General features: G+C 71.8%; 19 protein-coding genes. 13 read left to right on the plus strand and 6 right to left on the minus strand.

Annotation, left to right across the window (positions count from 1 at the left end; genetic code table 11):
* Positions 1-6 precede the first annotated feature (6 nt).
* From ACZ561_RS26335 to ACZ561_RS26360, 6 genes are all read left to right on the plus strand, one after another.
* Complete coding sequence (locus ACZ561_RS26335; protein ID WP_470999443.1) at positions 7-1,032, plus strand: adenosine deaminase; 1,026 nt, start codon at positions 7-9, stop codon at positions 1,030-1,032.
* Positions 1,033-1,060: 28 nt separating this feature from the next.
* Entirely contained in the window at positions 1,061-1,783 is a 723-nt protein-coding gene (locus ACZ561_RS26340) for a glycerophosphodiester phosphodiesterase (RefSeq protein WP_470999444.1), read from the plus strand.
* Positions 1,780-2,565, plus strand: coding sequence for an SAM-dependent methyltransferase (locus tag ACZ561_RS26345; RefSeq protein WP_376439496.1), 786 nt, complete (start codon positions 1,780-1,782; stop codon positions 2,563-2,565). The genes ACZ561_RS26340 and ACZ561_RS26345 overlap by 4 nt, the downstream gene beginning before the upstream one ends.
* The gene (locus ACZ561_RS26350) at positions 2,565-3,734 is read left to right on the plus strand and encodes a sensor histidine kinase (protein ID WP_470999446.1); all 1,170 of its coding nucleotides are present in this window, start codon (positions 2,565-2,567) and stop codon (positions 3,732-3,734) included. The genes ACZ561_RS26345 and ACZ561_RS26350 overlap by 1 nt, the downstream gene beginning before the upstream one ends.
* Positions 3,731-4,402, plus strand: coding sequence for a response regulator (locus ACZ561_RS26355; RefSeq protein WP_470999447.1), 672 nt, complete (start codon positions 3,731-3,733; stop codon positions 4,400-4,402). The genes ACZ561_RS26350 and ACZ561_RS26355 overlap by 4 nt, the downstream gene beginning before the upstream one ends.
* Positions 4,403-4,504: 102 nt before the next feature.
* On the plus strand, positions 4,505-5,680 hold the full coding sequence (locus ACZ561_RS26360) for a serine hydrolase domain-containing protein (RefSeq protein WP_470999448.1): 1,176 nt from the start codon (positions 4,505-4,507) through the stop codon (positions 5,678-5,680).
* Here ACZ561_RS26360 and ACZ561_RS26365 read toward each other — a convergent pair.
* From ACZ561_RS26365 to ACZ561_RS26380, 4 genes are all read right to left on the minus strand, one after another.
* Positions 5,659-6,204 carry a hypothetical protein gene (locus ACZ561_RS26365; RefSeq protein WP_470999449.1) on the minus strand — a complete coding sequence of 182 codons (546 nt, stop codon included), beginning with the start codon at positions 6,202-6,204 and terminating at the stop codon, positions 5,659-5,661. The two genes, ACZ561_RS26360 and ACZ561_RS26365, sit on opposite strands and share 22 nt — an antisense overlap.
* A 30-nt stretch (positions 6,205-6,234) precedes the next feature.
* On the minus strand, positions 6,235-6,756 hold the full coding sequence (locus ACZ561_RS26370; RefSeq protein ID WP_470999451.1) for an HXXEE domain-containing protein: 522 nt from the start codon (positions 6,754-6,756) through the stop codon (positions 6,235-6,237).
* Positions 6,757-6,791: 35 nt separating this feature from the next.
* Entirely contained in the window at positions 6,792-7,955 is a 1,164-nt protein-coding gene (locus ACZ561_RS26375; protein ID WP_470999453.1) for an ABC transporter substrate-binding protein, read from the minus strand.
* Positions 7,956-8,098: 143 nt separating this feature from the next.
* The gene (locus tag ACZ561_RS26380) at positions 8,099-9,535 is read right to left on the minus strand and encodes a gamma-aminobutyraldehyde dehydrogenase (RefSeq protein WP_470999455.1); all 1,437 of its coding nucleotides are present in this window, start codon (positions 9,533-9,535) and stop codon (positions 8,099-8,101) included.
* A 206-nt stretch (positions 9,536-9,741) separates the two neighbouring features.
* Between ACZ561_RS26380 and ACZ561_RS26385 the strand changes: the two genes are divergently transcribed.
* The 7 genes from ACZ561_RS26385 (at position 9,742) to ACZ561_RS26415 (ending at position 17,192) form a co-directional block, all read left to right on the plus strand.
* Positions 9,742-10,233 carry an Lrp/AsnC family transcriptional regulator gene (locus ACZ561_RS26385; RefSeq protein ID WP_352191863.1) on the plus strand — a complete coding sequence of 164 codons (492 nt, stop codon included), beginning with the start codon at positions 9,742-9,744 and terminating at the stop codon, positions 10,231-10,233.
* Complete coding sequence (locus tag ACZ561_RS26390; RefSeq protein ID WP_376439517.1) at positions 10,218-11,597, plus strand: aspartate aminotransferase family protein; 1,380 nt, start codon at positions 10,218-10,220, stop codon at positions 11,595-11,597. The genes ACZ561_RS26385 and ACZ561_RS26390 overlap by 16 nt, the downstream gene beginning before the upstream one ends.
* Positions 11,598-11,815: 218 nt before the next feature.
* Positions 11,816-12,532: an ABC transporter ATP-binding protein gene (locus ACZ561_RS26395; RefSeq protein ID WP_470999457.1), complete on the plus strand. Its 717-nt coding sequence runs from the start codon at positions 11,816-11,818 to the stop codon at positions 12,530-12,532.
* Positions 12,514-13,659 carry a hypothetical protein gene (locus ACZ561_RS26400; protein WP_470999459.1) on the plus strand — a complete coding sequence of 382 codons (1,146 nt, stop codon included), beginning with the start codon at positions 12,514-12,516 and terminating at the stop codon, positions 13,657-13,659. Before ACZ561_RS26395 ends, ACZ561_RS26400 begins: the two co-directional genes overlap by 19 nt.
* 281 nt (positions 13,660-13,940) lie before the next feature.
* Positions 13,941-15,035, plus strand: coding sequence for an LOG family protein (locus ACZ561_RS26405; protein WP_470999460.1), 1,095 nt, complete (start codon positions 13,941-13,943; stop codon positions 15,033-15,035).
* 147 nt (positions 15,036-15,182) lie between these two features.
* On the plus strand, positions 15,183-16,127 hold the full coding sequence (locus tag ACZ561_RS26410; RefSeq protein ID WP_470999462.1) for a DMT family protein: 945 nt from the start codon (positions 15,183-15,185) through the stop codon (positions 16,125-16,127).
* A gap of 96 nt (positions 16,128-16,223) precedes the next feature.
* Positions 16,224-17,192 carry a hypothetical protein gene (locus ACZ561_RS26415; RefSeq protein WP_470999463.1) on the plus strand — a complete coding sequence of 323 codons (969 nt, stop codon included), beginning with the start codon at positions 16,224-16,226 and terminating at the stop codon, positions 17,190-17,192.
* Between the two features lie 348 nt (positions 17,193-17,540).
* Here the strand turns inward: ACZ561_RS26415 and ACZ561_RS26420 are convergent, their stop codons facing one another.
* Positions 17,541-18,563, minus strand: a complete 1,023-nt coding sequence (locus tag ACZ561_RS26420) for an ABC transporter ATP-binding protein (protein WP_470999465.1) — start codon at positions 18,561-18,563, stop codon at positions 17,541-17,543.
* Positions 18,563-20,176, minus strand: a complete 1,614-nt coding sequence (locus ACZ561_RS26425) for an ABC transporter permease (RefSeq protein WP_470999466.1) — start codon at positions 20,174-20,176, stop codon at positions 18,563-18,565. Before ACZ561_RS26425 ends, ACZ561_RS26420 begins: the two co-directional genes overlap by 1 nt.
* Between the last annotated feature and the right edge of the window lie 4 nt (positions 20,177-20,180).

Here is a 20,180-nt window from a genome sequence, read left to right on the forward strand (position 1 = left end):
GATCCGATGACCGATCTCCACTCCTTCATCGCGGGCCTCCCCAAGGCCGAGCTGCACGTCCACCACGTCGGCTCCGCCTCTCCGCGAATCGTCTCCGAGCTGGCCGCACGCCACCCCGACTCGAAGGTCCCCACGGACCCCGAGGCGCTCGCCGACTACTTCACCTTCACCGACTTCGCGCACTTCATCGAGGTCTACCTCTCGGTCGTCGACCTCGTCCGCACCCCGGAGGACGTCCGGCTGCTGACGTTCGAGGTCGCCCGGGACATGGCGCGGCAGAACATCCGGTACGCCGAGCTCACCATCACCCCGTACAGCTCGACCCGCCGCGGGATCGACGAGCGCGCCTTCATGGCGGCCATCGAGGACGCCCGCAAGGCCGCCGAGGCCGAGCTGGGCATCGTGCTGCGCTGGTGCTTCGACATCCCCGGCGAGGCCGGTCTGGAGGCCGCGGAGGAGACCGCCCGGCTCGCGGTCGACCTGCGCCCCGAGGGCCTCGTCTCGTTCGGCCTCGGCGGCCCGGAGATCGGCGTACCGCGCCCGCAGTTCAAGCCCTACTTCGACCGGGCGATCGCGGCCGGCCTGCGCTCCGTCCCGCACGCGGGCGAGACGACAGGACCGGAGACGATCTGGGACGCCGTGAACGAGCTGGGCGCCCAGCGCATCGGCCACGGCACCAGCGCCGTGCAGGACCCGGCGCTCCTGGCCCACCTGGCGGAGCACCGGATCGCCCTGGAGGTCTGCCCGACCTCGAACATCGCGACCCGCGCGGTCGCCGATCTGGACCGGCACCCCATCAAGGAGATGGTGGCGGCCGGCGTCCTGGTGACGATCAACAGTGACGACCCGCCGATGTTCGGTACGGACCTGAACAACGAGTACGCGGTCGCCGCCCGTCTTCTCGAGCTCGACGAGCGCGGTCTGGCCGCCCTCGCCAAGAACGCGGTCGAGGCGTCGTTCCTGGACGAGGCCGGGAAGGCCCGCATCGCCGCCGAGATCGACGACTACACGGACACGTGGCTCGCGCGCTGAGCGACGCCCCAGCCGCAACAATGGCCCCATGGACCACGTCACCCCGGATCACGTCACTGTCGTAGGCCACCGCGGCGACCCGTACCGCGTGCGGGAGAACACGGTCCCCTCGATCGTCTCGGCGATCGAGGGGGGCGCGGACGCCGTCGAGATCGATGTACGGCTCACCCGCGACGGCGTCCCCGTCCTGCTCCACGACGACACGCTCGAACGGCTATGGGGCCACGACCGGCCGCTGTCCGCGCTCACCCACTCCCAGCTGCGGGAGCTGACGTACGGCGGGGTGCCCACGCTGCGCGAGGCGCTGATCGCGGCCGGACCGCACCGGCTGATGCTCGACCTGCCCGGCGGGAACGAGGAGTCGGTCCGCACGATCGTCGGCACGGTCCGCGAGTGCGGGGCCGCCGAGCGGGTGTACTACTGCGCGGGCGGGGTGGCGATGCTCCAGGTCCGGGCCGCCGACCCGGCCGCGGAGATCGCCCTGACCTGGACGACGCTCGCACCGCCGCGTGCCGTGCTCCTGGACGCGGTGCGGCCGCGCTGGCTCAACTACCGCTTCGGTCTGGTGAGTCGGGAGCTGGCGCAGCGGGTGCACCGGGACGGGTACCTGCTGTCGGCCTGGACCGCGGACACCCGGCGCTCCATGCGTAAGCTCCTGTCCCACGGGGTGGATGCGATCACCACCAACCGGGTGGACGCGCTCGCCGCCGAACTGCGAGCCGCCGAACTGCGAGGGGGAGACCACCGGTGACAGGGGCCGAGCGGATCCGGACCGACATCGCGCACAACGCCCGCGTGTGGAACTACTGGCTGGGCGGCAAGGACAACTACCCCGTCGACCGGGCGGTCGGCGACCAGGTCACCGGCCTCTACCCGAGCATCGGTGAAGTGGCCCGCGCGGACCGGGCGTTCCTCGGCCGGGCGGTGACGCATCTGGCGGCCGACGCCGGGGTGCGCCAGTTCCTGGACATCGGCACCGGCCTGCCGACGGCCGACAACACCCACGAGGTCGCCCAGCGGGTCGCGCCGGAGGCCAGGATCGTCTACGTCGACAACGACCCGATCGTGCTGACGCACGCCCGCGCGCTGCTGACCAGCGCCCCGGAGGGAGTCACCGAGTACATCGACGCGGACGCGCGGAACCCGGAGCTCATCCTGGAGGCCGCGGCCCGGACGCTCGACCTGTCGCGTCCGGTCGCGGTCATGATGCTGGGCATCCTCAACTTCGTCCTGGACACCGACGAGGCCCGGAGCGTGGTCCGTACGCTCATGGACGCGATGCCGTCCGGCAGCCATCTCGTACTCACCCACCCCACCCTGGAGCCTGAGCTCGGCGGCGAGGGAAACGTGGCGGCGATGAAGTTCTGGAACGAGAACGCGACCCCGCCGATCACCGCCCGCACCCGCGCCGAGTTCACCTCCTTCCTGGACGGGCTCGACGTCCTGGAGCCGGGGATCGTCTCGTGCGCGAGCTGGCGGTTCGCCCCGGCGAGCGAGGTGGCGCAGTTCGGCGCGGTGGGCCGGAAGCCGTAGTGGGCATACGGGGGGACGTTCGAGGATGGTGGGAGCGGGCGCGGGAGTTCGGGGCCTCCCGTCCGCAGGCCGTGGACGTCGGGATCGCACTGCTCGTCCAGGCGGCCATGACGATGCCGTTCGTGGTGCCCCGCCCGCCGGAACTGGAGCCGGCGACCTGGCCGGCGTACGGGCTGACCACGCTCACGGTGCTGCCGCTGGTCTGGCGGCGGCGCGCGCCCTTCGAGGTGCTCCTGGCGGTCATGGCGGCCAGTGCGCTGTACAGGCTGGCCGTGGAGGGTCCGGGCCAGCCCCTGCCGTACACCGGGCTCGTCGTGATCTACACGATCGCCGCGATCGCGCCGGCCTGGCAGCGGCTCACGGCCCTGCTGCTGCTCGCGGTGGCGGTGCCCGTGTCGGTGTGGCTCAACACCCGCTCGGCGCGTGAACTGACCTTCTCCCTCTTCGTGTTCGCGGCGGCGTACGTCTTCGGGCGGCTGACCGATGCCCGGCAGCGGGCCCATCGCGTCGAGGCCGAGCAGGCGGCGGCGCGTGAACGGGCGAGGATCGCCCGGGAGATGCACGACATCCTCTCCCATGCGGTGAGCCTGATGGTCGTGCAGGCGGAGGCCGGTCCGGTGGCGGTGCGGGCGGCTCCGGAGCGCGCGGAGGCCGCGTTCGACGCCATCTCCGCGACCGGCCGGGACGCCATGGCGCAGCTGCGCCGGATGCTGGGGGTGCTGCGCGACGGGACGGAGGGCGACGCGCCCCGGGAGCCGCAGCCGGATCTCGGCGGGCTGCCGGAGCTGGTGGAGCGGGTCCGGGCCAGTGGGCTGGACGTCTCGTACACGACGACGGGCGGGGTGCGGGCCCTGCCGTCCGCCGTCGGGGCGACCGTCCACCGCATCGTCCAGGAGGCGCTGACGAACGTGGTGAAGCACGCCGGGGCGCGGACCGCCTCCGTGCGGCTGGCCCACGAGGACGGTGTCCTGGAGATCGTCGTGACGGACGACGGCCGCGGTCCGCGGCGCGGTGCTCCGGCGGGCTCCGGCGGTCACGGGCTCGTCGGGATCCGCGAGCGGGCGGCGGCGCACGGCGGCACGGCGGTGTACGGACCGGGGCCGGACGGCCGGGGCTTCGAGGTACGGGTCGAGCTCCCCGTAACCTCTCCCGCGGAGGTGGCGCGTTGACGATCCGTGTCGTGGTGGCCGACGACCAGGAGCTGGTCCGCAGCGGCTTCTCGATGATCCTGGAGGGACAGCCGGACATCGAGGTGGTCGCGGAGGCGGGCGACGGGGCCGAGGCGGTCGAGGCCGTGCGGCGGCACCACCCCGCTGTGGCCCTGCTCGACATCCGGATGCCGCGCGTGGACGGCATCGAGGCCTGCCGGACGATCAGCGCCGAGTCGGCGTGCCGGACGGTGATGCTGACGACCTTCGACTCCGACGAGTACGTGTACGAGGCGCTGCACGCGGGCGCGAGCGGATTCCTGCTGAAGGACGTGCGCCGGGACGACCTGGTGCACGCGGTACGGGTGGTGGCGCGGGGCGACTCGCTGCTGGCCCCGTCCGTGGCGCGGCGGCTGGTGGCGGAGTACACCCGCCCGGCCCGGCGCGCGCCCCGGCCCGATCCGCGCCTCGACGCGCTGACGGCCCGCGAGCGGGAGACGCTGCTGCTGCTCGCGCGGGGCCTCTCCAACGCGGAGATCGCGGCGGAGCTGGTGGTGAGCGACCACACGGTGAAGACGCATGTGGGGAACGTGCTCGCCAAGCTGGGCCTTCGGGACCGGATCCAGGCGGTGATCTGCGCGTACGAGAGCGGGCTGATCACCGCCGGTTCTCCCCCGGCCGGGGGATGAGCGGGGCGGGCGAAGATCCCCCGCTCCGGCGATCCGGCGATCGCCGCAGGTCAGCAGGATGGGAGTCATCGAGAACACCGGCTCACATCCACGGAGTTGACCATGAAGAGCACCACGCGCACGCTGCTGGCCGCCGCCCTCGTCCTGGGGGTCGCGGCGGGCCCCGCGGTGCTGCCGGCCGCCGTCGCGCGCCCGTCCACCCCCGCGTCCGTACCGGCGCCGACCTCGAATGCGGCGCTCGAAGCGGCGATCGCCGGGCTGCCGAAGGCCCATGCCACGGCCGCGCTGGTACGCGTCGGGGGCACCGAGGGTGTCTGGCGCGGCGCCTCGGGCGTGCACGATCTGGCGACGATGCGCCCGGCCGACGCGAACGCCCGCTTCCGGGCCGGTTCGGTGACCAAGGTGTTCACCGCCGCTGTCGTCCTCCAACTGGCCGCCGAGGGGCGGCTGGACCTGGACCGCCCGGCCCGCTCCTACCTGCCGGAACTGATTCCGGGCCGGTACGGGAAGGTGACGGTCCGCCAGCTGATCAACCACACGCACGGCATCCCGGCGCCGGACTTCGCCGGCACGACGGTCGAGGAGTGGTACGCGAACCGCTTCGAGATCCACGACCCGCGGGAGATGGTCCGCTCGGCGACGGCGAAGAAGCGCGAGTTCGCCCCCGGCACCCGCCAGCACTACCTCAACATCGGCTACACCATCGCGGGTCTGCTGATCGAGCGGGTCACCGGTGACACGTACGAGGACCAGGTCGCGGCGCGCGTCCTGCGGCCGCTGGGGCTGCGCGACACGTACTTTCCCGGGGCCGACCCCCGCATCAAGGGTCCGCACAACCACGGCTACCAGACGATGAAGCTGGACGACGGCACGACCGGGCTGCGCGATGTGTCGGTGTGGGGGACGACGGACGGCTGGGCGGCCGGCGACATCATCTCGACGACGGCCGATCTGGAGCGGTTCACGACGGCCCTCTTCGACGGCCGGGTGGTGCGCGGCCCGCTCCTGGAGGAGATGTTCACCCTGCCGAAGGTCACGGACTTCACGAGGGGCGACCCGGCCGCGTACGCGGCCGGGCTGGCGATGAAGGAGCTCGGCGGGCGGGAGGTGTGGGGCAAGTCGGGCGGCCGCTGGGGCTACAACGCGGCCATCGCCTCGACCCGCGGCGGCGCGCGCACCCTGGTCTACAGCGTCAACTCCACGGACGCGAAGGGCCAGGACGCGAACAAGGTCGCGCTGAACATCATGGTGGCGACCTACGGGGCGCCGACGGACTGAGGCGCTTCGGCCACGGCCTGCACCGCTTCGAGCCTCTTGATCATCCGGCGTACGACGAGCAGCGGGATCACTCCGAAGACGCCGAACGACATGTCGATGACGGACCACCAGAAGGGGATGTCCCGGATCGGGCCGCAGATCAGTGCGAGCGGGATGATCCCGGCGTAGGCGATCATCCCGAACTCGATCACCCAGATGTTCCGGACCGGGTCGCGGTAGGGGCCGTAGAACGCGACGGCGATGACGAGGTGGGCGAAGGCCAGCCAGTCGGTGCCGTAGAGCAGGAAGGGGTACTGCGCGTCGGCCGTGTCGACACCTGCCCGTACCCGCTCGATCCACTCCAGGAGTCCGGGGAAGAGCTCGGCCACGGGGGCCGCCCAGGACGTCAACGCGTCTTCGAGAAGACGGATTTCGGTGACGAGAGGGAAGGCGGTGGCCCCGCTCAGCACCAGACAGACGATGAAGACGACCAGCCACACACGGATACGCCTGAGAAGGGCACGGGGCCCCTTCGTCTCGTTCATGACAGCACCCTACGCCCACCATGAACGCGTTCAAAAACTGGGGTGACCGGTCACCTTCCGAGCGAGGGCGTGCGCGGCGACGGTCACTCCGCCGGCCACCGCGAGCCCCGTCACCATGTCCCGCGCCCTCGTCGGCCGCAGCACGCCGGCCCGCCGCAGCCGCCCGCGCGCCCAGAGCGTGAAGGGCACGACGATCAGCGGCGAGGTCGCCGAGCCGGGTGTGTATCCACGGACGGCGGCGGCCTGCGCCAGATGGACCAGGCCGTGCAGGCCGAAGCCGTTCAGTGCGGCCTGATAGAAGGCCGACCGGCCGCCGGAGTGCTGTCCGGCGACGGCAGCGGCGGCCACGACGGCCCCCACCGCCGTCACGGCGACGGCGAACTCCCGTTCGTCGACGCTCTCCACGACCTTCCACACCGCCTCGGGAGCCTGCGGGAAACGCTCGCGCAGCTCCGGCAGATGCTCCCGGAGCCAGCGGGGCCCGAAGAGGATCTCCTCGGCGTCGTGCAGGGCCCAGGCGGCCAACAGACCGTACGTCACAGCAGAGTTCACGTTCGAGTCCACGTTCGCATTCACGTCCGGTGAACTCACAGGCCGACGATCGAGTTCCACCTCTTCGCGAACTCCGTCCGCTCCTCCGAGGTGATGTCCCGGGCGATCGACAGCCGCCCCCGCATCTCGTCGTCGGGGAAGATCAGCGGGTCCTCGGCGAGGGCCGCCAGCTCCTCGTCGTCGGAGCCGGCCAGGACGTCACGGGCGGCGGGGACCGGGCAGACGTAATTGACCCAGGCGGCGAGCTCGGCGGCGACCTCGGGCTCGTAGTAGTAGTCGATCAGCTTCTCGGCGTTGGTCTTGTGCCGCGCCAGGTTGGGGATCATCAGCGACTCGGCCCACAGCTCGGCGCCCTCCTCCGGGACGACGAACTCGATGTCCGGGTTGTCGGCCTGGAGCTGGATGACGTCGCCCGAGTACGCCTGGCAGGCCAGCACGTCGCCGGTCGACAGGTCCTTGATGTAGTCGTTGCCGGTGAAGCGCCGGATGTGCCGGTTCCGTACGAGCCCCTCGATCTTCTCGCACACCGTGTGGAAGTCGTCGGCGGTCCACCGGGTCACGTCGACGCCGTTGCCCTGCATGAGCAGCGCGAAGGACTCGTCGAGCCCGGACAACAGGGTGATCTTCCCGCGCAGTTCGTCGTCCCACAGCTCCTTGACCGAACGGATCTCCCGGCCCAGCTTCTTGCGGTTGTACGCGATGCCGGTGATCCCGGACTGCCAGGGGACGGAGTGCAGCCGGCCCTCGTCGAAGGAGGGCGAGCGCAGCTGCGGGTCCAGGTACCGGGTGATGTTCGGCTGCTTCGCCCGGTCCATCTCCTGCACCCAGCCGAGCCGTACGAACCGGGCGGCCATCCAGTCGCTGACGACGATGAGGTCGCGGCCGGTCTCCTGGTGGTTCATCAGCGCCGGGCTGATCTTGCCGAAGAACTCGTCGTTGTCGTTGATCTCCTCGGTGTAGCGGACGGAGATCCCGGTGCGTGCGCCGAAGGCGTCCAGCGTGGGCCGCTTCGAGGTGTCGTCGTCATCGGTGTCGATGTAGAGGGGCCAGTTCGCGAAGTCGAGCGTCCGGTCCCGCGCGGACAGGTCCCGCCCGGCCCGCTCCCCCGGCTCGACATAGGCGGCGGGCACCCCGCAGCCGCCGAGCACGGTCGCGGCCCCCACACCGCCGATCCCGCGGAGCAGGGACCGGCGGGACATTGTGTTCCTGGCTGTCGCTCTCACCCGTGCAGCATCCCGGGCCCGCCGCGAAGGAACAATGGACGGTCCGTCGACCGAACGGCCGCGGCCCCGACACCCTGTCGATCAAGGGTGCCGGGGCCGCGGCCGGAGAAGCCGGCGATCTAGCCGAGGGACGTCATCACGTGCTTGATGCGCGTGTAGTCCTCGAAGCCGTACGCCGAGAGGTCCTTGCCGTAGCCGGACTTCTTGTAGCCGCCGTGCGGCATCTCCGCCACCAGCGGGATGTGGGTGTTGATCCACACGCAGCCGAAGTCCAGCGCACGCGACATCCGCATCGCGCGGGCGTGGTCCTTCGTCCAGACCGAGGAGGCGAGGGCGAACTCGACGCCGTTGGCGTACTCCAGGGCCTGGTCCTCGTCACGGAAGGACTGCACCGTGATGACCGGGCCGAAGACCTCGTTCTGGACGATCTCGTCGTCCTGCTTGAGGCCGGAGACGACGGTCGGGGCGTAGAAGTAGCCCTTCTCGCCGACCTGGTGGCCACCCGCCTCGACCTTGGCATGGGCCGGGAGGCGGTCGATGAAGCCGGAGACCTGCTTCAGCTGGTTGGCGTTGTTCAGCGGGCCGTAGAGCACGTCCTCGTCGTCCGGCTGACCGGTCTTGGTGTCCGTGGCCGCCTTGGCCAGCTGCGCCACGAACTCGTCGTGGATGGACTCGTGCACCAGGACACGGGTCGCGGCCGTACAGTCCTGGCCCGCGTTGAAGAAGCCCGCCACCGAGATGTCCTCGACGGCCTTGGCGATGTCGGTGTCCTCGAAGACCACGACCGGGGCCTTGCCGCCCAGCTCCAGGTGGACGCGCTTGACGTCCTTGGACGCCGACTCGGCGACCTGCATACCGGCGCGCACCGAACCGGTGATGGAGGCCATCGCCGGGGTCGGGTGCTCGACCATGGCCTTGCCGGTCTCACGGTCGCCGCAGATCACGTTGAAGACGCCCTTGGGCACGATCTGCCCGATGATCTCGGCGATCAGGACGGTCGACGCGGGGGTCGTGTCGGACGGCTTGAGGACGACCGTGTTGCCCGCGGCGAGCGCCGGGGCGAACTTCCACACGGCCATCATCATCGGGTAGTTCCACGGCGCGACCTGGGCGCAGACACCCACGGGCTCGCGACGGACGATGGAGGTCATGCCCTCCATGTACTCGCCGGCCGAACGGCCCTCGAGCATCCGGGCGGCACCCGCGAAGAAGCGGATCTGGTCCACCATGGGGGGAATCTCTTCGCTCGCCGTGAGAGCGACGGGCTTGCCGGTGTTCTCGACCTCGGCGGCGATCAGGTCCTCGGCGCGCTCCTCGAAGGCGTCCGCGATCTTCAGCAGGACCTTCTGGCGCTCGGCCGGCGTGGTGTCCCGCCAGGCCGGGAACGCGGCCGCGGCCGCGTCCATGGCGGCGTCGACGTCCGCCTGTCCGGAGAGCGGAGACGTGGCGAAGACCTCGCCCGTGGCCGGGTTGACCACATCGATGGTCCGTCCGTCGACGGCGTCCCGGAACTCCCCGTTGATGTAGTTACGCAGCCGGCGCAGCTCGGTGGTCACTTTGCCACCCCTCCTGTCACGTTCATGGTCGCACTTCGTCGTGCGGCGTCCCGTTTGCTGAGACACCTCAGCCTAATCGCTTCCCTGACGCTTTCGACAGGCCCGACATCCGCCAACTTCGGATTCGGTGAGATCTGAAGCCTCAAACAACGAATTACATCGATCTGGGCTTGCCAGACCGACGAGTCTCGGTGCAGAGTGAAGCCGTGGCCAGTCAAAGCACGAACTCCAGAACCGGTTCCGGTTCGTCCCCGACGATCGATGCCGTCTCCCTGGCGATCATCGAGCAGCTCCAGGAGGACGGTCGCCGTCCGTACGCGGCGATAGGCAAGGCCGTCGGCCTCTCCGAGGCGGCGGTGCGACAGCGTGTTCAGAAGCTGCTCGACCAGGGCGTCATGCAGATCGTCGCCGTCACCGACCCGCTCACCGTGGGCCTCCGGCGGCAGGCGATGGTCGGCATCAACGTCGAGGGTGACCTCGATCCGGTCGCGGAAGCACTGACGGCCATGTCGGAATGTGAGTACGTGGTGATGACCGCGGGCTCGTTCGACCTGATGGTGGAGGTCGTCTGCGAGGACGACGACCATCTGCTGGATGTGATCAACAAGCGCATCCGCACCCTCCCCGGCGTGCGCTCCACGGAGAGCTTCGTCTACCTCAAGCTCAAGAAGCAGACCTATATGTGGGGAACTCGATAACCGTGACCCAGGACCTGTCCAAGACCGCGTACGACCACCTGTGGATGCACTTCACCCGCATGTCGTCGTACGAGAACAACCCCGTCCCCACCATCGTGCGTGGTGAGGGCACCTACATCTTCGACGACAAGGGCAAGCGCTACCTCGACGGTCTCGCGGGTCTCTTCGTGGTCAACGCCGGTCATGGCCGCAAGGAGCTGGCCGAGGTCGCGTACAAGCAGGCCCAGGAGCTCGCGTTCTTCCCGGTGTGGTCGTACGCGCACCCCAAGGCCGTCGAGCTCGCCGAGCGTCTGGCCGACTACGCCCCGGGCGACCTGAACAAGGTCTTCTTCACCACCGGTGGCGGCGAGGCCGTCGAGACCGCCTGGAAGCTCGCCAAGCAGTACTTCAAGCTGCAGGGCAAGCACACCAAGTACAAGGTCATCTCGCGTGCGGTCGCCTACCACGGCACCCCGCAGGGCGCCCTGTCGATCACCGGCCTGCCGGCCCTGAAGGCCCCCTTCGAGCCGCTGGTCCCCGGCGCGCACAAGGTGCCGAACACCAACATCTACCGTGCCCCGATCCACGGCGACGACCCCGAGGCCTTCGGCCGCTGGGCCGCCGACCAGATCGAGCAGCAGATCCTCTTCGAGGGCCCCGAGACCGTCGCGGCCGTCTTCCTCGAGCCGGTGCAGAACGCCGGCGGCTGCTTCCCGCCGCCGCCCGGGTACTTCCAGCGGGTCCGCGAGATCTGCGACCAGTACGACGTGCTCCTCGTCTCGGACGAGACGATCTGCGCCTTCGGCCGCCTGGGCACGATGTTCGCCTGTGACAAGTTCGGCTACGTGCCGGACATGATCACCTGCGCCAAGGGCATGACCTCGGGCTACTCCCCGATCGGCGCCTGCATCGTCTCGGACCGCATCGCGGAGCCGTTCTACAAGGGCGACAACACCTTCCTGCACGGCTACACCTTCGGTGGCCACCCGGTGTCGTCGGCGGTCGCGATCGCCAACCTCGACATCTTCGACAAGGAAGGCCTGAACCAGCACGTGCTGGACCAGGAGGGCAACTTCTTCGAGACCCTGAAGAAGCTGCACGACCTGCCGATCGTCGGCGACGTCCGCGGCAACGGCTTCTTCTACGGCATCGAGCTCGTGAAGGACAAGGTCACCAAGGAGTCCTTCACGGACGAGGAGACCGAGCGCGTCCTCTACGGCTTCCTCTCCAAGGCGCTGTTCGAGAACGGTCTGTACTGCCGTGCCGACGACCGTGGCGACCCGGTCATCCAGCTGGCCCCGCCGCTCATCGCCGACCAGGGCACCTTCGACGAGATCGAAGGCATCCTGCGCTCGGTGCTCACCGAGGCGTGGACCAAGCTCTGACCGTCCCCGCCCTTCGAGGCACAGGACCTCACGCCGCCCTCACGGCGTGACCCCGGCCCGGGTATGCCGCCATCCGAGTGGATGGCGGCGGCCCGGGCCGCGTGCTGTCCGTACAAACGGATCCGAATACTTACGGTGCCCAGTGACCGACAGGCCCGTCCCTTCGTTCCCCCGGACGGGGGAACGCAAGAATCGGATCCGACATCGAGGTGTACGCGATGGCCCCACCGGACAATGACGTGCTCTGGGCGCGTTCCCTGCACTGCACCCTGGAGGGCTCGGACGTTCTCACCGGCGTCTCCCTGGGCGTGCGCGAGGGCGAGATCCTCGCCCTGATCGGCCCGCGCGGCAGCGGGAAGACCACACTGATGCGCTGTCTTTCGGGACAGACCGTCGCCCAGCAGGGCGAGGTCTGGTTCAACAGCAGCCCCGTCCACACCATGAGCCAGGCCCAGCGCGAACGGCTGCGCCGGGACCGCTTCGGCTGGATCGACCCCGAACCCGGGCTCGTCCCCGAACTGACCGCCTGGGAGAACGCGGCCCTGCCGCTCCTGCTGCGCGGCGTCTCCCACAAGGCGGCCAAGACCTCCGCCCTGGAGTGGCTGGAGCGGCTCGACATCGGGATGCACGGCCGTAAGCGCCCGCACGCCCTGACCCAGTCGCAGCGCCAGCGGATCGCCATCGCCCGGGCCCTGGTCACCACCCCGTCGGTCCTCTTCGCCGACGAGCCGACCGCCTCCCTGCACCGCGCCGACGGGTCCCAGGTGCTGCGAACGCTCACCGCCGCGGCCCGCTCGCACGGCATCACCGTGCTGCTCGCCACCCACGACAGCGAGGTCGCCACCCTCGCCGATCGCTCGGTGGCCCTGCTCGACGGGCGCCGCGTCGGCACCACCGGGGCGGAGGGCGTCGCCGCGTGCTCGCTCTCCGTCTAGTCCGCGGGACCCACCCCCTCGTCCTGCTGCGGCGCCTCCTGGTCGCCGCGGCGGCCGCGGGGGTCGGCTTTCTGCTGCTGTGCACGCTGGGGTACGCCGTGGGCCACCCGGACCGGTCGGCGGCGGCGACCCTGCGCCTGCTGTGGTGCCTGGTCCCGCTGGCGGCGACCACACACTTCGCGGTCGCCGTGGCCCGTACGGACCCCAGCACGCGGCCGAGGCCCGGGCTCTCGGCGATCGGCCTGGGCCCGGCCCGGCTCACGGCGATCGCCGCCGCCTCGACGGCGGTCTCCTGCACGCTCGGCTCGATGGTCGCGCTGCTGTTCTACCTGCACCTGCGCGGCGACATCACCGGGCTGCCGTTCGACGGCGCCGCCGCCGAACTCCTGGCCGCGCACCAGCCGATCCCGCTCGCGGGGGCGCTCACCCTGCTCGCGATCCTGCCGGTGGTCGCCTCCACGGCCGCGGCGCTCGCGCTGCGCCCCCGCGGGACTCCCCCGGCCCCCGAGGGCATCGAGAAGGTCGCCCCCTCCGGGCTCCCCTGGGGCGTGGCGCTCCTCGCGATGGGCCTCGCGGTCGAGACGTACGCGGGTGAGGGCGGCGGGGACGCCGTGTTCCCCCTGCCGGGCCGCTTCGACGGCAGCCCCGGCGGCGTGCTCGCCGGCTGGATCCTCACGGCGCTCGGCCTCGCGATGGCGGGCCCCGGCATCACCCACTGGTGCGGCCGCGTCCTGCAGGCGGTCCGCCCGGGCGCGATCCGTCTCCTCGCCGGCCGCGTCCTGATGGACGAGTCCCGGCGCATCGGCCGCCCGCTCGGCGTGGTGTGCGCGGTGGCCTCGGGCGCCCTCGCCGGGGCGAGCCTGTACAGCTCCCGGGCCGGCGGCTTCGGCCCGCTGACAGGTCTGGGAGCGGCGCTCGTGATGGCCTGCACGACGGCGACGCTGCTGACGGCGGCCCTGGAGTCCAAACAGTGCCGCGCCCACACCACGGAAGCCCTGGTCCGCCTGGGCGCCCCACCCACGGCCCTCCGCAACGCGGCCCTGATGCGGGCGGGTGTCCTGCTGGCGGTGTTCCTGCCGCTCACGTGGCTGGTGGGGACACTTGCGGCGGTCCCCCTGGGGGCCTGACGCCCACCCGCGGCCGACGTCGGGGGTCCCCCGGACGACGTCTGGGGGAGGTCGGGCACACGGACAGCGCCCCGGCGGGCGCGTCCGCCCCTCGGGCCCGGCACGCACGGGCGTCGCGCACCCTCAGCCCCGTCGCCTTTCGCCCCTCGCCTTCGGGCCCCGTCGCCTTTCGCCCCGTCACCTTCAGGCCCGTCGCCTTTCGCCCCGTCACCTTCAAGCCCCGTCAACAGGGCGGATGCCCTGACACGGCACCCGCCCCACGAGGGCCTATCGTGGGCACCATGACCCGCCCGCACGCGCGCGAAATCCACACCCCCGCCGAGTTCGACGCGGCCGTCACCCACGGGTCCCTCCTCGGCTACCGGATCCAGTCCGTCGACCTCACCGACCGCACCTTCGCGCTGCTCTCCGCCTCCACCACCGGCGCCGTCTTCCTCGGCTGCGCCATGCAGCCGGAGGCCGCCGCCAAGGTCCGTGCCGACGGCGCCCTGGTCTTCCCGCCCGTGCCGGATCTGCCGTTCGACCCGTACCGCGCCCGCCTCTACTCCCCCGACGAACTGTTCGAAGGCGTCAGGGACGAGGGGTACGAGGCGACCCCCGACGCCCGCGCGTACGACTGGTTCCAGCGGACGAAGGCCGACGGCGACATCTTCGCGTCGATGCTCCGCTCCATCCACGACGACGCGATCTCCGACGCCCTCGACGAACTCCTCGCCGGCACCGGGGTCGTCGGTGTGATGGGCGGGCACGCGATGGGCCGTGGCACCGACGCGTACGCCGGTGCGGCAAGGCTCGGGCGGTCCCTGGCCCGTACGGGTCTCACCGTGGCGACGGGAGGCGGCCCCGGCGCGATGGAGGCGGCGAACCTGGGCGCGTACACGGCGCCGCTCGCCGACGCCGTCCTCGACGAGGCGCTCGAACTCCTCGCCAAGGCACCCTCGTTCACCCCGTCCGTCACCGAGTGGGCCCGCGCCGCCTTCGAGGTGCGCGCGCGGTGGCCGAAGGGCGGCGACTCGGTCGGCATCCCCACCTGGTTCTACGGTCACGAACCGCCGAACCCGTTCGCCGGCCACATCGCGAAGTACTTCGCCAACGCCACCCGCGAGGACGGCCTGCTCGCGCGCTGCACCGCCGGGGTGGTCTTCCTGCCCGGCGCGGCCGGCACGGTCCAGGAGATCTTCGACAACACGACGCCGAACTACTACGAGTCGCGGGGAGAGCCGACCCCGATGGTCCTGGTGAACCGCGCCCACTGGACGGAACGGCTGCCCACCTGGCCCCTGCTCCAGGCGCTGGCCGCGAACCGTCCGATGGCGGCCAGGATCGCCCTGGTGGACTCGATCGACGAGGCTCCCGAGGCCCTCCGACGTCTCTGACCGGGGGCCTCTCGCCGCTGATGGTGGCCGGGACGTTGCCGCACCGCGGGCCGGAGGATCACGTTCGGTGGCCGCGCGAGGCAACTTCGACGCCCGATCCGTCGTCTGGCAGTCCGTACCGCCATCCTTCCGGAACGGAGCCACCCGGTGCTCATAGGACTGCTGACCGCCATCGCCGCCTCGATCTGTTACGGCACGGGCTCCGTCCTGCAGGCCGTCGGGTCGCGCAAGTCCGCCCGGCGTGAGGCCGCCGCGGCGGGCCGGCTCACGGAGCGCGGCGGGCCGAGCCTGTCCTCCACCGCGAAGGCGGCGACGACGTGGGAGTTCGTCGTCGGCACGATCCTGGACTTCATCGGCTTCGGTCTCGGCGCGCTCGCGGCCCGGCTGCTGCCGCTGTTCCTGTCCCAGACCGTGATCAGCGCGAACCTGGTCGTCACGGCGGTCCTGAGCGTCCGGCTGCTCGGGATCCGGCTCACCCGCGCGGAGTGGACGTCCATCGGCGTCGTCTGCTCGGCCCTGGTGCTTCTGGCGAGCGCGGCGGGCCCGGAGGGCAGCGGGCACACCCCGGTCGCCACGCACTGGTGGCTGCTCGCGATCTCCGTGCTCCTGATGGTGGGCGGGACGGTTCTCGTACGGCTCCTGGGCGCGCGAGCGGCGATCCTGGCCGGTCTGCTCTCCGGGCTCGGCTTCGGCGCGCTGGGCGTCGGGGTCCGGATCCTGAACGGCATCGACCCCTTCGACCTCGGCGCGCTGCTCACCGACCCTGCGCTGTATGCGATCCTCGTCGCCGGCATCGGCGGCATGTATCTGCACACCGTCGCGCTCCAGATCGGCTCGGTGAACGGGGCGACGGCGGCGCTGGTGGTCGGCGAGACGGTGCTCCCCGGCATGATCGGTGTCTGGTGGCTGGGCGACGCCTCCCGCCCGGGCTTCGCCTGGCTCGCCGTCCTCGGCTTCGCCCTCGCGGTCGCGGGCGCGGTGGCGGTGGCCTGGTTCGGCGCCCCGGAAAGCCACGGGGCGGAGGACGCGGGAGTGCCGGACGAGAACGGGTCCGTGCCCGAGGCCCGTCGCGATCCCGTACGCGTTCCGTAGCTCCCCACGTCGTCGCACCCGCCCTCCACCGCACGGCGGACCCGGTCCCGCCCACGGAGTGACGACCGGAACGACCGGCGCCGGGACGCTCGTTCCATGACGCCGAAGACACTCCTCTCCACCTGGCCGTCCTGGGCGGGCCGCGCGGCACTCGTCTGGTCCGCGCTGTACGCCACGGGCGCGACCGTCGCCGCGCTCACCGGCCCCGCGTTCGGCTACGCACTCCTCTGCAAGGCGACGGGCCCGGCCGCGGAGGTGACGGCGGCGGGGCTGTACGGGGCCGCGGCCGTCCTCGCGTACGTGATGGTGCGCCATCCCGGCAGCCGTTGGCTGCACCGCGCCGCCTGGCCGGTCGTCGCCCTCTGTCTGACCTCTGGCTTCGCCTTCCTTCTCACCCCGACGCATCTGCTGTTCTTCCTGTCCCGCAACCAGCCGGCCATCGACTGGGCGGCCTGGGTGAACCAGGGCTTCGCGGTGCTCGGCGCGGTCCTGTGGGGGTGTGCGGCCCTCGCGTACCGCCGCCGGACCCTCGGCACCTGCCCGCACTGCGGCGGGCGGGCGGGCACCCCGTCCGGCCTGCCGCCGGACACCCGGGCAGGTCTCGTCGCGGTCGCGGCCCTCGTCCCGTACGCGGCGCTGAAGACGGCCTGGGCGCTGGGCGTGACGCCCGGCTTCTCCGGTGAGGGGCGGCCCGGCGCCGACCCCAGGTACACCAGCGACGCGGGACTCTGGCTGTACGACCACGGCGTCGACATCACCGTCGTCCTCGCCCTGATCGGCATGGCCCTGGCGCTCGCCCTCACCCGCCCCTGGGGCCGACGGCTCCCGCGTGTGCCGCTGCTGGCCCTGGGATGGGCGGGCGCGGGCGCGCTCACCCCGTTCGGCGCCTTCCTGGCGGTGATGGGCCCCCTGATCTGGGCGGGCGCGATCGATGTCGCCGTGGACGACCACGCGCCCTGGGTGCTCGTCGTCGTCTACGGGGGCTTCTGCGTCTACGGGCTCGCGCTCGGCCGGGCGACCCGCTCCTACCAGCGGGCCACCCGCCGGGTCTGCGTCCGCTGCTGACCGAACGACCACCGCGGGGTCTGCGTGACGGACCGACGGGGCCGAGAATCCGCCGGTCCACGTCTACTGACCGCCGGGCCGAGGACCGCCGGGTCCGCGCCGCCGGGCCGAGGAGGCGCCGGTCCACGTCTACTGACCGACGGGGCCGAGGGCCGCCGGGTCCGCTGCCGCCCGGCCGAGGAGGCGCCGGGTGCACGTCCACTGCCGCCGGGCCGAGGACCGCCGGGTCCGCTGCCGACGGACCGAGGAGCCGCCGGGTGCACGTCCACTGCCGACGTGCCGAGGAGGCGCCGGGTCCGCTGCCGCCGGGCCGAGGAGCCGCCGATCCGGCAGGCCGAGGCCCGGCGCTCAGTCCCCCGCCAGGATCACGACCTCCTCGGCCGCGAACGTCACGCCCACCCGCGCGCCCTCCTCCGGTGCGTCCCGGAGGGGACACTCCGCCTCCAGTGCGGGACCCTCGGCCGGGCGCAGCAGGACGGCGACGTGGGTGCCGCGGAAGGTGCGGGCCTCGACCGTGCAGGTCAGGCCATCCTCCGGGGCGCCGAGCCGGACGCCGCCCGGGCGCACGAGGAGCTTGCCCCGGCCCTGGGGCGCTCCGTCGGGCACGGGGACCTTCCCCCACACCGTGTCGGCCGCGTCCCCGCCGACCGTCCCCTCCACCACGTTGTCGAATCCGAGGAAGCGCGCCACGAACTCGGAGGCAGGCCGCTGCCAGACTTCCAGCGGAGTCCCGGACTGGGCGATCCTGCCGTCCCGCATCACCACGACCCGGTCGGCGAGCGCGAACGCCTCCCCCTGGTCGTGGGTGACGGCGAGCACCGTCGTACCCAACCGGCCGAAGAGACCGCGCAGTTCGACCACGAGCCGTTCCCGCAGCCCTCGGTCCAGCTGGCCGAGCGGCTCGTCCAGCATGAGGAGCCGGGGCCGTGGGGCGAGTGCGCGGGCGAGCGCCACGCGCTGCTGCTCGCCGCCCGAGAGCGAGGCGACGGCCCGCCGGCCCGCTCCGGGCAGGCCGACGAGTTCCAGCAACTCCCCGACCCGCCGGTCCTGTTCGGCTTTCCCGACCCCGCGCATCCGCAGCCCGAAGGCGACGTTGCCGCCGACGTCCCGCTGTGGGAAGAGCTGGTGGTCCTGGAACATGAGCCCGACGCCGCGCCGGTGGGCCGGCACCCCGGCCTGGTCGCTGCCGCCCAGCAGCACCTGGCCCTCGTCCAGGGCCTGGAGTCCGGCGACGGCCCGCAGCAGCGTGGACTTTCCGCTGCCGCTCGGCCCGAGCACGCACACGATCTCGTGCTCGGCCACCGTCAGGTCCACCGAGTCGAGCACGGCCCGCTGCCCGAACCGTACGGTCGCGTCCTTGAGCGTCAGCATCAGAACTCCCCGGAGGTCCGGTCGGTGCGGAGCCGTTCGAGCAGCAGCAGGGCCACCGCGCACACCACCATCAGAATCGTCGAAAGGGCCATGGCCTGGCCGTAGTTGAGCTCTCCGGGCCTGCCGAGCAGCCGGGCGACGGCGACCGGCAGCGTGGGGCTGTCGGGCCGGGCGATGAAGACCGTCGCGCCGAACTCTCCGAGGGACACCGCGAAGGCGAATCCGGCCGCGATCAGCAGCGCGCGCCGTACCAGCGGCAGGTCTACCTCGCGCCAGGCGCGCAGCGGCGAGGCCCCGAGCACGGCCGCCGCCTCCCGCAGCCGCTCGTCGACCGCACGGAGCACGGGCAGCATCGTCCGTACGACGAAGGGGACACCGACCAGGGCCTGCGCGAGCGGTACGAGGATCCAGCTCGCCCGCAGGTCGAACGGCGGCTCGTCCAGGGTGATCAGGAAGCCGAAGCCGACGGTGACGGCGGAGACCCCGAGCGGCAGCATCAGCAGCGCGTCGAAGCCGCGCACGAGCCGGCCTGCGCGCCGGGTGAGGGCAGCCGCCGCGAGCCCGCCGATGACGAGGGCGATCAGGGTGGCGACGACGGCGTACCGGAGCGAGTTCCCGATCGTGTCCAGCAAGGGCACGAGGAAGGTTCCGGAGGGGTCCGGGGTCTGCAGGGCCCGGTAGTAGTCGAGCCCGTATCCCTCGGAGGTGGCGAAGGACCGTTCGACGAGGACGCCGAGCGGCAGCACGATCAGCAGCGCGACGGACAGCAGGACGGCCGCGAACAGCACCCACTGCCCGGCGCCCCGGGGCCGGCGCGCCGTCTGTTCGGGCGCGACCAGCTTCAGCGCGGTCTCCCGCCGGCGGACGGTCCGGGCGTGCACGGCGAGGACCACTCCGACGGCGACGAACTGCACGATCGTGAGGACGGCCGCCGTGGTCAGATCGAAGCGGACGACGGTCTGCCGGTAGATCTCCGTCTCCAGGGTGGAGTACGTGGATCCGCCGAGGATCTGGACGACGGCGAAGGAGCTCGCCGTGAAGAGGAAGACCATCAGCGCGGCCGCGGCGACGGAAGGGGCGAGCGCGGGCAGGGTCACCGTCCGCCACGCGGTCCAGCGGGACGCGCCGAGGACCCGGGCGGCCTCCTCCTGGCGCGGGTCGAGTTGCGCCCAGAGACCGCCGACGGTCCGGACGACGACGGCGTAGTTGAAGAACACATGGGCGATCAGGATCGCCCAGACGGTGGTGTCGAGCCGCATCCCCCACAGCTCGTCGAGGAGCCCGCCGCGCCCGACGAGCGCCAGGAAGGCCGTACCGACCATGACGGTCGGCATCACGAAGGGCACGGTGACGACGGCGCGCAGCAGTCCCTTCCCGGGAAAGTCGAAGCGCGCGAAGACATACGCGCCGGGCAGCGCGATCAGCAGGGTCAGCGCGGTCGAGGCGAGTGCCTGCCAGAGCGTGAACCAGAGGACGTCGAGGATCTCCGGCCGGCTCAGCGTCTCGCCGAACCGGCCGAACTGCCACGCCCCGTCGACCCGCAGCCCGCGCTCGACGATCGAGACCACGGGCCAGGCGAAGAAGAGCGCGAAGAAGGCGACGGGCACGACCATCAGG

The organism is Streptomyces sp. NPDC039609 (assembly GCF_055596705.1).